Source organism: Streptomyces sp. NPDC059957, from assembly GCF_042730015.1.
Taxonomy (GTDB): domain Bacteria; phylum Actinomycetota; class Actinomycetes; order Streptomycetales; family Streptomycetaceae; genus Streptomyces.
In genome coordinates, this window is record NZ_JBHWMB010000074.1 from 27,956 (window position 1) to 41,052 (window position 13,097).

Below are 13,097 nucleotides of genomic sequence, written 5' to 3' on the forward strand. Positions count from 1 at the left end.
ACGGGGGCTGGTCCCTGCCGGGCCGAGATCATCGACCGCTCGACTTCGCGTCGTCCCCCGCCGGTGGCCTTGCCGCAGAGACGATAACGCTGTTATTTTCTCAGTACATAGTTTTCAGGCGAGTGCGACGGGGGTTGCCATGGATGCCATGAGGATCACGATCCTGGACGGCGGCAGGGAAACGGTCGTAGCCGCGCAGACGGGCCCGGCAGGCCGGACCCTCCTGACCCCCGAGGCCGCCGAACAGGCCCTCGGGTGGGTCCGCAAGCCGCACGGCTGGTGCCGGGGCGACCTGTGCGTCCCCTCGTCCGCGGCCGCCCGGGGCGAACACCGGGGGCTGCTCGACCCGGTGGCGTTCGCCGGGCTCCTCGACCGCCCGGTCGCGACCGACACCGGGGTCATCGCCATCGGAGCCTCCGCGCAGGAACGCTCGCAGGCCCTCGCCGGCGCCACCGCACCGGACTTCACCCTCCCCGATGCCGACGGCGTGCCGCACTCGCTGAGCGACCTGCGCGGCCGCAAGGTCGCCCTGGTCTTCTGGGGCTCCTGGTGCGGCTGCCGCTACGACCTCCCCGCATGGGAGCGCCGGCACGCCGCACTCGCCGACCACGGCTTCAGCGTCCTCAGCATCGCCGTGGACCGCCGCACCGCCGACGCCGCTCCGTGGATCGCCGAGGCCGCGGTCACCCACCCCGCACTCATCGACACGGACGGAGCCGTGTCCGACCTCTACGACGTCCTGAACGTCCCGACCGTCCTGTGGATCGACGAAGAGGGGAAGGTGGCCCGCCCCAACGACACCCAGTTCGCCACCGACCTGTTCCGCGAACTGTCGGGCCTGGACTCCGGCGCGGCGCTCGCCGCACTCGACCGATGGGTCCTCACCGGCGACAGCGGACTGTCCGACGAGGACGTCACCCGGCACACCCGCCGCGCCACGGCCACCCAGCAGTCGGCCCGTACGGAGGCGACCCTGGCCCTGTGGCTGCACCGGGCCGGCCGTACGGCAGAAGCCGAACGGCACTTCGCACGGGCCGAACAGCTCGCACCGGAGGACCTGACGATCTGGCGCGGGACCATGCCCCTGCGCGGCCTGGACCCGATGGGCGACGAGTACTTCGCCAAGCGCACCGCCCTCACCGAAGCCGGCATCCCGATCTACCGCCCCCTCGGTGACTGGCAGCAGGCATGAGCGGCGACCTCTACACCCGCACCCAGGCCCAGGGCCAGGAAGCGCTGCGCGCCGCCCTCCTCGACCTGGCCGCCCAACTCCTCGCCGCAGAGGGCCCGTCCGCCCTGACCATGCGCCGCATCGCCACCGCGGCCGGCTGCTCGACCACGGTCCTCTACCGCCACTTCGGCGCGAAGGACGGCATCGCCGAAGCCCTGTACCGGGAAGGCTTCGCCCGCCTGCGCCGCAGCCTGGAGGCCGTCCCCCCGTCCGCCGACCCGCCCACCCGCCTGGCCGACCTGGGCCGCGCCTACCGCGAGAACGCCCTGACCGAACGCAACCTCTACCAGGTCATGTTCGCCGGCCTCATCCCCGGCTTCACGCCCGCCCCAGAGGCCCGCGAGGTCGCCGCCGCCAGCCTGGAAGTCCTCCGTGAGGCCGTACGGGCCTGCGCGGCGACCGGCGTCTTCCGCCCGACCGTGGACGTCGACGAGGTCACGGACATCATCTGGGCGGCCGCCCACGGCTCGATCACCCTGGAACTCGCGGGCCACTTCCCGGCCCGAACGGCAGAACAGCGCTACCAAACCCTCACCAGAGCCGCGGTATCCGCGTTCCTGCAGGGACCGGGGCCGTGACCATGCGCTTCACCGGGCCGCTGAAGCCGCCCGATCCCCAGCCACCCGCCGTCGACGCCTTCCTCTCCGCCGTGGACCGCGCCATGAACAGCAACACCCTGCTGCTCACGGCTGAGTGTGACCGGCCCGTCACCGCCGGAAACCGCCAGGACGTCCTGCACGCCTTCCTGCGCGACCCGCTGTTCGAGCGGCTGATGCGCGCCGCCGACGCGCGCCGTGACTGGCACAACCTGAGCGAAGCCCACGACAGCGAGCCCTTCGGCCGTCCGCTCCTGCGCGCCGGCTTCCGCGCCACGCTCACCGCGCTCGAACCTCCCGGCCTACCGGCGCGACTGACCTGGATGCTCCGCGAGGCGTTCAGCCCCTACGGCCACCACTGTCCGGCGGCCGAAACCGAACGGCTGGTGCGCGCCTTCACCAGGGAACTGCTCGGTGCGGACGACGGCCCGGCCTGGTACGCCGCCGCCGTCAGCCCCGACTTCCTGCGCTCCACCGGCTACTACACGGACGAGGAGCCACTGCGGCCGGTGTATTTCGACGGGAGCGACTCCGACACGGCCACGTTCATCCACCGGGACCAGACCTTCCACCTCCTCCTGACGAACGGCTCCCCTTGAGCGGGCTACTCGCGAAGACCGGCGTGCGGGTGCCCTTCAGAGTGCCGGGGGGTTGAGGCGGGCGAAGCCCTCCTGCCGGTAGTACGGGAAGTAGGGGTAGGGGGCTGTACGGCTGCTCGCCGCGTCGAGCTTCGCCATCTGCTCCGGTGTGAGCGTCCAGCCCACCGCGCCGAGGTTCTGGCGCAGCTGCTCCTCGTTGCGGGCGCCGATGATGACGGAGGACACCGTCGGCCGCTGGAGCAGCCACCGCAGGGCGATCTGGGGAACGGCCCTGCCGGTCTCCGCGGCGACCTCGTCCAGGGCGTCGATCACGCGGTAGAGGTACTCGTCCTCCACCGGCGGGCCGTAATCGGCGGTGTCGTGCAGCCTGCTGCCGGCGGGCAGCGGCTGCCCGCGCCGGATCCTGCCCGTGAGCCGGCCCCAGCCGAGCGGGCTCCAGACGATCGCGCCCAGCCCCTGGTCGAGGCCGAGCGGCAGGAGCTCCCACTCGTAGTCGCGGCCGACGAGGGAGTAGTGGACCTGATGGGCCACGTAGCGCGCACGGCCGTGCAGGTCGGCAGCGGCGAGGGACTTCATCGCCTGCCAACCGGAGAAGTTGGAGATGCCGGTGTAGCGGATCTTCCCCGCCCGGACCAGGTCGTCCAGCGTGGACAGCACCTCCTCGACGGGAGTGCCGGCGTCGAAGGCGTGCAGCTGGAAGAGGTCGATGTGGTCGGTGTCCAGGCGGCGCAGGGCCTGGTCCACGGACGTGATCAGGCGGGACCGGGAGGTCCCCGCCCCGTCCGGGCCGTCCCCCATGGGCAGACCGGCCTTGGTGGAGATGAGCACCTGGTCCCGACGCCCCTTGAGGGCAGCTCCCAGGACTTCCTCCGAGGCGCCCGCGGAGTAGACGTCGGCGGTGTCGAACATCGTGACCCCGGCGTCGATGCAGATGTCCACGAGGCGGCGCGCCTGCTGCACGTTGGTGTCGCCCCAGGCGCCGAAGAGCGGCCCCTGCCCGCCGAAGGTGCCCGCTCCGAAGCTCAGTTCCGGGACCAGAAGCCCGGACGCACCCAGCCGCCTGTACTCCATGACGCATCCTCTCCTCGCACGCGGCTCCACCTAATGGGACCGCGGTTCCGTTAAGATGGCTCGAGCGTAGCAAGTCCTGACGCTTAAAGGAACTGGAGTCCCGTTATGGAGTTCGCTGCAGCCGGGTCGGACAGCGTGGCCCACACAGGGCCGGAGCCGGATCCGCCCGCCGGGCCGGGGAGCGCGCGGCCCGGAGGGCGTACGGCCCGGGTGCGGGAGGCGGTGCTCCGGGCCGCCGAGGACGTCCTGGCCGAGCGGGGTTTCGCCCACCTGGACCTCGCCGACCTCGCGCGGCGCGCCGACGTCGGGAAGACGACCGTCTACCGGCGGTGGGGCACCGTCGCCGGCCTCATGGCCGATCTGCTGCTGGACATGGCGCAGCAGTCCCTTCCGCGGGCCGAGACGGGATCGCTCCTCGAAGACCTGACGGCCAACGCCCGGCTGGTGTGCCGCACATTGGCCGATCCCCGCCAAGGGGCCCTGTTCAAGGCGGTGATCGCAGCCGCGACCAGCGACCCCGAGGCGGCGCGTTCGCTGCACGGCTTCTACGCCGTGCGCGTCGAAGAGTGGGCGCCGTGCGTCCGGGAGGCCGTGGCCCGCGGCGAGGTGCCCGAGGGCACCGACCCGCACGAGGTGATCCGCGCGGTGTCCGCCCCCCTCTACTACCGACTCCTGACCACGGCCCTCCCGCTCGACGACGCCGTGGCCGACCGCTCCGCGGCCGCAGCGGAGGCGGCCGCCCGCGCGGGGGCGTATGTACGGGAGGTGTAGTGGCAGTGGCCCCCGTACGTACGGCTCGCGTGACGGCGGGCGCCACGGCCCGGGGCTGGTTATGGGTAGATTGCCGGATGCCGGGAAAGTGCTCGACATCGGCTCGCCGCCGCATAGAGTCCCAGCTCAGGAAGCCAGTTCCCGCGACTGCGGGGACGAACCGGGGACCGGACCCCTGGGTCCGGCCTCCTCGAAGACGCTCGGTCACAATGAAGTGCCGGGCGGTGCGGTGGCCGAGAACGGAGAGGATCTGATGAGCGGGGCCGACGAGGGACGGCAGTGGCCGGACGAGGTCAGTGTCGACAACGCGAGGACGACGCTCCTGCAGCTCCTCGCACGAGCGGGGGTCCCCGCCGGTGACGCGCGCGAACTGATCGGCCTGCTGGAGGCGGGCACGCTCGCGCTCGCGCACGGGGAACTGAGCGGCCGTGACCGGAGCGCGCCGGGGGACAAGGGCGAGCCGTACGAGTCGGGATGGCTCGACGGCGCCGGGGATCTCCTGGCGGAGCTGGGCGCCGTCACCGAGCGGACCCTGCTACGGGTGGTGAACCCGGACGGGGAACAGGACGAGGCCGGACAGCGCCCGCGGGCCAGGCGCATGGAGGTCGAGCGGGCCCAAGTGGCGCTCACACCCCTGTACCTGTCGTTCACCGAGGTCTCGGAGCTTGATCCCGAGGCGACCGAGGAGGTGCTCACCGCCGTCCTCGCCACGATGAGCACGCGGCAGCGGGCCCGCTACGCGGGGCGGCTGACGGAGTTCACCGAGGCCCACCGGACCCGGCTGGGACGGCTGTTCGCACGGTTCGGAGCGGGCAGCGCCATCACGGTGCACGGCCGTTTCTCGCTCGTCCACTCCGCCACGAGCATCGCCGTACTGGAGCGGCTCGTCGCCGAGCCGCAGGCACTGCGCGAGGAGTGGGACGCGGCGGAGCTGCCTCCCGCGTGGCTGGACGGGCTGACGACGGCCTGGGACGCCTCGGCCTGACCGTCCGGCCCCGTCCGCCCCTCCCGCTCGATCGCTTCGACCCGCCCTGATCCGCTCTCTCGACCTGCTCCCTTGACCGGCCGGGGCCACTGGATCAAGATCCCCGCATGACCCTTCCCGGACTGCCCAGCGAAGACCGCGCGTTGAGCCCGTACACCGGCTACACGCGCGCGCACTGGGAGGCGGTGGCCGACGGGCTGCTGCGCGCGGCCTGGCGGTGGGCCACGCCGCGCGGGGCCCTGCTCGACCTGCCGGGACCGCCGTCCGCCTCCGGGGTGCGCTCCGACGGGCTCGAAGGGTACGCCCGCACCTTCCTCGCCGCGGCGTTCCGCGTGTCCGGGGCCGGGGGAGCGGACCCGTACGGCTGGCTGGAGCGGTACGCGGACGGCCTGGCGGCGGGAACCCGGACGCCGGGCCGTGACGACGCGGAGTCCTGGCCGGTCATCCGCGACATCCACGCGGGGGGCCAGCCGATGGTCGAGTCGGCCTCGGTCGCCCTCGGACTCCGGCTGACCCGGCCGTGGCTGTGGGACCGCCTCGACAGTGCGGTGCAGGACCGGACGGAGGAGTGGCTGCGCGGCGCCCTGCGCCATGTGCCCGCCCCCAACAACTGGTACCTCTTCCCGTACACCGTGGCCGGGTTCCTGGAATCCGTGGGCCGCGGCGACGGCGAGACGGCCAGGGCCCGCAGCCGCGCGCTCGACCTCCTGGAGGGCTGGTACGCAGGCCAGGGCTGGTACACCGACGGTGAGGGCCGCGCCTTCGACCACTACAACGGCTGGGCGCTGCACCTGTACCCGGTGCTCGACGGCCACCTCGACGGCCACCTCGACGGCCGGCTCGGTGCCTCGCCGGACCGGGAGGGCCGGCCGGCCCCGCACGGCGACCGCCTGAGGGCCCACCTGGACGGCTTCTCCCTCCTCTTCGGCGCGGACGGGGCGCCGATCCACTTCGGGCGCTCCCTCACCTACCGCTTCGCCGCCGCGACAGCCGTCGGCCTCGGCGCCGTCACCGGCCACACCCCGCTCACCCCCGGCACCTCGCGCCGCCTGATCAGCGGATCGCTGCGCTACTTCCTCGACCGGGGCGCCGTCGGCGCCGACGGCCTGCTGGGCCTCGGCTGGCACGGCCCGCACGGGGCGACCCTGCAGAACTACTCCGGGCCGGCCTCGCCGTACTGGGCCTCCAAGGCCTTCGTCTGTCTGCTCGCCCCGGCCACGCATCCCCTGTGGACGGCGACGGAGGAGCCCGCGCCCAGCGAGGGACCCGACCAGGCGCTCGCCCTGCCCGCGCCCGGGCTGCTGATCCAGACCACCCGCGCCGACGGGATCGTACGGCTGCACAACCACGGAAGCGACCACGTCGGGCCGGACCAGCAGGAAGCCGCCCGGGACGAGGACCCGCTCTACTCCCGCCAGGCCTACTCCACCCGCAGCGGCCCCACCGCGAGCGCCAACACCCCGGACAACCACCTCGCCGTGGTCGTGGCGGGCGCCCGCAGTGTCCGGCGGCGCATCCACCCGCTGGGTACAGGGCAGGGGAACGGCTGGGGCTGGGCCGCGTCCTGGCACCGGCCGGTCTTCCCGGGAGGCGCGCCCACGGTCCCCGGCCTGCGCATGGAGAGCGTCACCTTCGTCCGCGGCCGCCACGAACTGCGGGTGCACCGGGTGCACGGAGCCCCCTACGGGGCCCGCGTGGAACAGACGGGCTGGGCCACGGGGCCCGAGGAGCCGCTCCGCTCGGAGCTCCACCCCGTGCACGGCTGGGAGGCCCCGGACGAGGCGCGGGCTCCGGCCGGGACCGCGTTCACGCGGTGGGCGAGCGTGCCCCGCCTGACCGCCGGGGCCGGGGGAACGGGCCTGTACGCGGCGCTGGTCGTGCTCACCGGCACGGGTACGGGCACCGGCACGGGCACTGGAACCGGCACGGGCACTGGAACCCGCACCGACGAGCCGGATCCGGTGCCGATCGCCGAGGTGCTCACCCGGGCGACGGCGGACGAAGGATCCATCGAGGTGCGATGGGCGGACGACGGATCGCTGACCCGCATCGCCTTCGAGCCCCTGCGCGTGGAGCACCTGCGCGTGGAGCACCTGCCGGCGGCCGCCGGGTAGCGGCCGCGAGCTCCGCAGGTCTCCCGGCGGCTACGTCACTGGTCCTGGATGCGCCGGAACGGCCGGTCGGCCTCCAACTCGAACGCGATCTCCAGCAGCCGCCGCTCACCGCCGGGACGGGCCGCGAACATGACGCCCACGGGCAGCCCGTCCGGGGTCGGGTTCGCGGCGGGCAGCGAGATCGACGGGGTGCCGACGACGTTGTCGACCGGCGTGAAGGCCACGTACGCGAGGATCCGCTCGATCAGCTTCGCGTAGGGAACGGTCGGGCTGAGGTGGCCGATCGGCGGCGTGGTGTGGGCGAGCACCGGCGACATCACGAGGTCGAGCCCGCGGAAGGCAGCCGCGTAGGCCTCCTTCGTGCGCTTGAGCCGCCGCAGCACGCCGGGCGTGCGCCGCCAGTTCCGCAGGTACTCCTCGCGCAGCCCCTGGCTGAGACCGTCCATGCGGCGGCGGTCGAAGTCCGCGCCGAGGGTCCGGCCCGTCACACCGAGGAGGAAGGATAACATCCCCCAGTACGTGAGGAAGTCGTCGGTGAAACTCGGATCCATGCCCAACTCCACCGGTTCCACGGTGTGTCCGAGCCCTTCGAGCCGCTCCGCGGTCTCCGTGACCGCCGCCCGCGTGGAGGCGTCGGAGTGCACGCCGTTCGGCGAGTCCAGCACGAACCCGATGCGCAGCCGCCGCGCCGAGGGGCCCTCGACCAGTCCGACGGGCGGCAGTCCGGGACTGCGCCGGTACGTCTCCGCAGCGGCGAGGAACGCGGCGGCGTCCCGCACGGAACGGCTCACGACCCCGTCGGAGATGATGTCGAGCGGCAGCTGGCGGCCCAGGGCACTGGCCACGACACGGCCGCGGGAGGGCTTGAGGCCGACGAGTCCGCAGCAGGCCGCGGGTATGCGGATCGAGCCGCCGCCGTCATTGGCGTGCGCGATCGGCACGGCACCGGCGGCGACCAGCGCCGCGCTGCCGCCCGACGAGCCGCCCGCCGAGTAGCCCGTGCCCCAGGGGTTGCGCACCGGCTCCGCACCGTCGTACTCGGTGGTCGGGCTGAACCCGAATTCGGGCAGCCGGGTCTTGCCCAGCACGGTGACCCCGCTGCTCAGGAGCTGCTGGGTGAACGGCGCGTGCCGCCGGGCCGGCCTCGGCCGGAAGGCGGCGCTGCCGTGGCCCGTGGGCAGCCCCTGGAAGTCGGTGTTGTCCTTGACGAAGGTCGGCACCCCGCCGAAGGCGCCGCCCGTGCCGACGCCGTGCACCGGGCTGTCGGCGTGCACCTGGACCGCGCCGAGCCGTGCGTCGACCGCCCGCACCCGCGCCCCGGCGTCCCGGGCGGCCTCGGCGGGGGAGACCTCGCCCCGCCGGATCGCCGCGGCCAGGCCGACGGCGTCGTGCTCTCCCAGCGCGTCGTCCCGGAACGCGTGCACGATGGTCCGTTCGTCGAAAGTCGTCACCGCTGCGTCAGCCCCCGTCGTGTGGATGGTCGTCGGCCATCATTGCCTACCGCCAGGTAACACGCGAGGTTTTCGCAAGCCATTGGATCCCCTCGGGAGTCGGCGAACCAGCCCGATTGAACTGAAAATTCAGTCAGTCGATCTCGAATATGACTGAAAAGTCAGTCAGTCCATCATCGAGGGAAGGCCGGCCCGGGCCTCGAGCGTGAGGCCCGGGCCGGTTGCTCAGCGGTTGGGCTCCTGCATCGTGACGCAGTGCGCGCCCCCGCCGCCGTTGCCGTACAGGTTGTCGAGGTTGAGCTGTACGACGGGCCTGCCGTAGGCGGCCGCGATGGCCGTCTTCGCCGCCGCGTCCCTGGCGGTGTCGCCGAACTGGGTCGTGATCACCGCCTGGTTGGTCACCGTCCAGTTCATGTAGGAGCTCAGGAACTCGCTCCGCCTGCCGGCCGGTATGCGGGGCAGGGTGTCGGGGCCCTGGATGGTGAGGACCTGCAGCCGGCGTCCCCTCGCGTCCGTCGCGTTCACCAGGACGTCGTGGATGGCCTGGGCGTTGCGGGTCCAGACGCCCGGCCGTACGGCGCCGTTCAGCTGCACCATCACCACGCCGGGCCTGATGTAGCGGGCGGTGCCGTCGATGTGGCCGTCGGTGACGTCCTCCCCGGTGACGCCGGGCAGCCAGATCATCTTCGTGGCGCCGAACCGGGCAAGCAGCTCCGCCTCGATCTGGCTGCGCGTCTTGCCGGGTTGCGGTTGCTGTTCACCCAGCAGCTCTCGGTCGCCATCAGCGTGCCGTCGCCGTCGTACTCCACTCCGCCGCCCTCGCCGACCACGGACGCCTTGGCGAACGCGACGCCCGTGTACGCGGCGAGCTTCTGCGCGACGACGCGGTCCTTGTTGTAGGCGGAGCCGGGGATGCCGTAGAAGGTCGTGGCGTTCTCGCCCCAGGCGTTGAAGTTCAGGCCGACGGAGTCCAGGCCGCCGGCGCCGTCGACGCGGAACAGCGGACCGGTGTCCCGCATCCAGCAGTCCGAGACGGGAACCGAGCTGATCACCGTGACGGTGGACCCGCACATGCTCCGGGCCTGCGATGCGGCCGACGAACCGTCCGCGCACATCGTGACCGGCTCGTACTTGGCGACCTCCTTGGCGAGCTTGGCGATGTCGGTCTGGATCTTGGACAGCGTGCTGCCCCAGATCGTGTAGCTGGAGGGCCAGGCCATCCAGGTCCGCTTGTGCGAGGTCTCTTCCCCCGGTACCCGCCAGGCGGCGGCCTGGGCCGGCGAGATGCCGCCGAGTACGGGCCCCACCGCCAGGCCGGCCGCGACCGCTCCGGTCCGGGCGAGGAGGGTTCTGCGGCTCATGCCCGCTGTGTTGCCGTTGTGCTCCGTCTTCATGTGGTGCTCCTTGTCGCGGAGGTTCGTTCTGTCCGTGGGGTTCGTTCTGTCCGTGCAGCGCGGGGTGTTCAGTGGGGTGGCGCCAGCAGCCCCTCCTCCCTGACCATCCGGCGTTCGGTGTCCAGGTCGAGGCTTCGGGCGAACGCCCAGTAGAGGAGTCCGGCCACCGGCAGGCCGACGGCGATCGAGCAGTCCACGCCTCCGAGGAGCTCCGCGACCGGACCGACGTAGAGGCCGGTGATGACCATGAACGGCGCCATGCAGGCGAGACCGATGACATAGGCGAGATTTCCCCGCCAGCCCCAGCGGCCGTATATGCCGTGCGGGTTGAAGATCTCCTTGACCACGTACTGGCCGCGCCGGACGAAGAAGTAGTCGACCAGGTTGATGGCCGTCCAGGGGATGAACAGGTAGGTCAGCACCACCACGACGTTGGCGAAGAACCAGTTGAACTGGTCGATGCCGACGAGGGTCGAGACCGTTCCGACGGCCACGAGCATGATCCCGATCGTCGCGACCCGGAGGGTCCGCGTCGGCTTGACCGGACGGAACGAGTCCAGGATCGAGATCATGGTCAGGCTGCCGCCGTACTGGTTGATCGCCATGATGGAGAGCAGGCCGACCAGCAGGACGACCACGGCGATCGTGCCGAACCCACTGAACAAACGGTCAGCCGACATCTTCAGGGCGGTGACCGGGTCCGTGCCCTTGGGGGCGGCGGCCGAGACCACGGCTCCGAGGGTGAACACCCAGATCCCGGAGACGGCGCTGGGCAGGTAGGTCCACCAGAAGGTGCTGCGCACGGGGACGTCGGGTCTGAGGTAGCGGGAGTAGTCCGAGACGTACGGCGCCCAGCCCAGTTGGAAGCCGGCGACGAAGACGAAGACGAGCATGAACGGGGCGAGGTCGAGCGGGCCGGCGTCCCACACTCCGTCCGGCAGTCCTCCGCCGAACAGGGCGGACAGGGTGACGGCCGCGGTGACCACGACGAAGGGCCAGGTGAGCCACCTGTTCAGGCGGTGGATCCACTGGTACCCGAACAGGGCGATCACGGTCGCCACCGCGGCGGCCAGCAGGTAGCCGATTCCGTTGGGAACTCCGGTCAGCAGGTTCATGGCCTGGCCGGAGAGCAGGGCGTCGGAGGTGTTGAAGGCGACGTAGTTGACGAGCGCGAACACCCATACCGTCACCGCGGCGCCCAGGTAGCCGAACTGCGCCCGCGATTGGACCAGTTGAGGTAGTCCCAGTTGGGGACCCTGGGCCGAGTGGAACGCCATGAAGAACGTCCCGAAGAGCGAGCCGAGGACCGTGGCTACAACGGTCCAGACGAGCGAAGCCCCCATGGACAGCGTCACGACGCCGGTCGCCAGGCCGGTGAGGTTGAGGCTGCCGACGAACCAGATGGCCCCGACGCTCGAGGGTTTGCCATGTCGTTCGGAGAGGGGCACCCAGTCGATCGAGTGCTGTTCGATGCCCGCAGGCGATGCGGAGTCGTGCGTGGGCGAGGCAACTGGGGCCATTGGGGCTCCTGTACGCGGGGGCTTGCATGAAGCCGTCAGCGGTCCTGGGCTTCCAGGACCGAGCGGGGTGCGCTCACAGTAGGGACTGACGGAAATTTCAGTCAATGCCTTTGGCGGGCCGATCTGGCGGAGGCTTCGACGGGGTTGTCGTTGTGTTCGCGCGCCGGGGGAGAGCTCCCGGAGGCGGGGTCGGGCGGGTGACGGTGCCCGGGGCGGTGTGCGGCGGGGCGTCACTTATGCTTCTTGGCGGCCGCGGGTGGTGGCTCGTGGCCGTACGCGGCACCTGCGGAACGGGCCGGTCGGGCCGGTCGAGGAGGGTGTCCTGTGTGTCCGGGTGGCGACCCGAACCGGGACCGCATGGCGCTGATCGCGAAGATCATGGGGAATCGAGCGACCGCCGACACGCGTCTGACGTGGGGTGGGGCGCCCGGCCCACGCGCCCGCGAACAGAAGACCCCCAGGGAGAAGTGAGGAATGCCAGTGATCTGCGTCGGAGGCATGATCGGAATCGGCAAGACGAGCGTTGCCGAGCTGCTCGCCAAGGAGCTGGGCAGCGAAGTCTTCTACGAGAGCGTGGAAGACAATCCGATCCTCCCGCTCTTCTACACGGCGAGCCCCGAGGAGATCCAGGCGAAGCGCTACCCCTTCCTCCTGCAGCTCTACTTCCTGCAGACGCGGTTCGCCGCGATCAAGGAGGCGTACAAGCAGGGCGACAACGTCCTGGACCGGTCCATCTACGAGGACTGGTACTTCGCCAAGGTCAATCACGACCTGGGCCGGATCAGCTCCCTCGAGATGCGCGTGTACGAGGGACTCCTGGGCGAGATGATGCGCGAGATCGACGGCCTGCCGTACCGCAAGGCGCCCGACCTCATGGTCTACCTCAAGGCGGACTTCGAGACGGTGCTGCACCGCATCGGCCTGCGGGGTCGCGACTTCGAGCAGGACGAGAGCCTCGTCGAGTACTACCGGACGCTGTGGTCCGGCTATGACGACTGGGTGCACACGTACTACTCGGCCAGCGAGGTCCTCGTCATCGACATGAACCACACGGACGTGGTGCACAACCCCGAGGACGCGGCCCGCGTGGTGCGCGAGGTCAGGGAAGCCCTGGTGGTGGGCCGGCTCAAGGTCTGACGCACGATGCCGTGATTCGCCCCGGATTCGACCGAATCCGGGGCGTCGGCGCCTTCCCTGGCGCCCCCCCGCGTCCGAGCGGCGGCGGGCGGGAGTTCGACGTAGCGCGTGACACTCGGGCGGGAGACCTAGGTGTATTGCCCTGGGAGGTTGTGGACGGGTGACCCAGATCTCGGCTGAGGTGTCTTGAATGGGTGAGGGCCTTCCGGGTTCGGTGTGGATTGCGAC

10 protein-coding genes and 1 pseudogene are annotated in these 13,097 nt (G+C 71.4%); 7 read left to right on the forward strand and 4 right to left on the reverse strand.

The annotated features are described in order from the left end of the window. Positions 1–139 precede the first annotated feature (139 nt). Genes ACFWBW_RS34120 through ACFWBW_RS34130 form a run of 3 tightly spaced genes read left to right on the forward strand, consistent with a single transcriptional unit; the run spans position 140 to position 2,426 of the window. On the forward strand, positions 140–1,192 hold the full coding sequence (locus ACFWBW_RS34120) for a redoxin domain-containing protein (protein WP_385381084.1): 1,053 nt from the start codon (positions 140–142) through the stop codon (positions 1,190–1,192). Beyond that, a complete protein-coding gene (locus ACFWBW_RS34125; RefSeq protein ID WP_385381087.1) occupies positions 1,189–1,809 on the forward strand; it encodes a TetR/AcrR family transcriptional regulator in 621 nt (206 codons plus the stop codon). Before ACFWBW_RS34120 ends, ACFWBW_RS34125 begins: the two co-directional genes overlap by 4 nt. Further along, on the forward strand, positions 1,806–2,426 hold the full coding sequence (locus tag ACFWBW_RS34130) for a hypothetical protein (RefSeq protein ID WP_385381089.1): 621 nt from the start codon (positions 1,806–1,808) through the stop codon (positions 2,424–2,426). Before ACFWBW_RS34125 ends, ACFWBW_RS34130 begins: the two co-directional genes overlap by 4 nt. Before the next feature lie 36 nt (positions 2,427–2,462). Here the strand turns inward: ACFWBW_RS34130 and ACFWBW_RS34135 are convergent, their stop codons facing one another. Beyond that, the gene (locus ACFWBW_RS34135) at positions 2,463–3,497 is read right to left on the reverse strand and encodes an aldo/keto reductase (protein ID WP_385381093.1); all 1,035 of its coding nucleotides are present in this window, start codon (positions 3,495–3,497) and stop codon (positions 2,463–2,465) included. A 105-nt stretch (positions 3,498–3,602) separates the two neighbouring features. On the opposite strand from ACFWBW_RS34135, the gene ACFWBW_RS34140 reads away from it, so the two are divergent. From ACFWBW_RS34140 to ACFWBW_RS34150, 3 genes are all read left to right on the forward strand, one after another. Next, a complete protein-coding gene (locus tag ACFWBW_RS34140) occupies positions 3,603–4,268 on the forward strand; it encodes a TetR/AcrR family transcriptional regulator (protein WP_385381096.1) in 666 nt (221 codons plus the stop codon). A gap of 253 nt (positions 4,269–4,521) precedes the next feature. Next, on the forward strand, positions 4,522–5,253 hold the full coding sequence (locus ACFWBW_RS34145; RefSeq protein WP_385381098.1) for a hypothetical protein: 732 nt from the start codon (positions 4,522–4,524) through the stop codon (positions 5,251–5,253). A gap of 107 nt (positions 5,254–5,360) precedes the next feature. Continuing rightward, complete coding sequence (locus ACFWBW_RS34150) at positions 5,361–7,367, forward strand: DUF2264 domain-containing protein (protein WP_385381100.1); 2,007 nt, start codon at positions 5,361–5,363, stop codon at positions 7,365–7,367. A 35-nt stretch (positions 7,368–7,402) separates the two neighbouring features. Here ACFWBW_RS34150 and ACFWBW_RS34155 read toward each other — a convergent pair whose 3' ends face one another. The 3 genes and pseudogenes from ACFWBW_RS34155 to ACFWBW_RS34165 form a co-directional block, all read right to left on the reverse strand. Next, positions 7,403–8,818 carry an amidase gene (locus ACFWBW_RS34155; RefSeq protein WP_385381102.1) on the reverse strand — a complete coding sequence of 472 codons (1,416 nt, stop codon included), beginning with the start codon at positions 8,816–8,818 and terminating at the stop codon, positions 7,403–7,405. 225 nt (positions 8,819–9,043) lie between these two features. Next, positions 9,044–10,212, reverse strand: a pseudogene (locus ACFWBW_RS34160) (agmatine/peptidylarginine deiminase). A 68-nt stretch (positions 10,213–10,280) separates the two neighbouring features. Next, on the reverse strand, positions 10,281–11,732 hold the full coding sequence (locus tag ACFWBW_RS34165; protein WP_385381104.1) for a purine-cytosine permease family protein: 1,452 nt from the start codon (positions 11,730–11,732) through the stop codon (positions 10,281–10,283). A gap of 474 nt (positions 11,733–12,206) precedes the next feature. Between ACFWBW_RS34165 and ACFWBW_RS34170 the strand changes: the two genes are divergently transcribed. Further along, on the forward strand, positions 12,207–12,869 hold the full coding sequence (locus tag ACFWBW_RS34170) for a deoxynucleoside kinase (RefSeq protein WP_385381107.1): 663 nt from the start codon (positions 12,207–12,209) through the stop codon (positions 12,867–12,869). Positions 12,870–13,097: the final 228 nt, after the last annotated feature.

Bases quoted from the DNA above. Each gene is read 5' to 3' on its own strand.
- ACFWBW_RS34170 (WP_385381107.1), top strand. From the start codon at position 12,207: ATGCCAGTGATCTGCGTCGGAGGCATGATCGGAATCGGCAAGACGAGC.
- ACFWBW_RS34145 (WP_385381098.1), top strand. From the start codon at position 4,522: ATGAGCGGGGCCGACGAGGGACGGCAGTGGCCGGACGAGGTCAGTGTC.
- ACFWBW_RS34165 (WP_385381104.1), bottom strand. From the start codon at position 11,732: ATGGCCCCAGTTGCCTCGCCCACGCACGACTCCGCATCGCCTGCGGGC.
- ACFWBW_RS34140 (WP_385381096.1), top strand. From the start codon at position 3,603: ATGGAGTTCGCTGCAGCCGGGTCGGACAGCGTGGCCCACACAGGGCCG.
- ACFWBW_RS34150 (WP_385381100.1), top strand. From the start codon at position 5,361: ATGACCCTTCCCGGACTGCCCAGCGAAGACCGCGCGTTGAGCCCGTAC.
- ACFWBW_RS34125 (WP_385381087.1), top strand. From the start codon at position 1,189: ATGAGCGGCGACCTCTACACCCGCACCCAGGCCCAGGGCCAGGAAGCG.
- ACFWBW_RS34135 (WP_385381093.1), bottom strand. From the start codon at position 3,497: ATGGAGTACAGGCGGCTGGGTGCGTCCGGGCTTCTGGTCCCGGAACTG.
- ACFWBW_RS34120 (WP_385381084.1), top strand. From the start codon at position 140: ATGGATGCCATGAGGATCACGATCCTGGACGGCGGCAGGGAAACGGTC.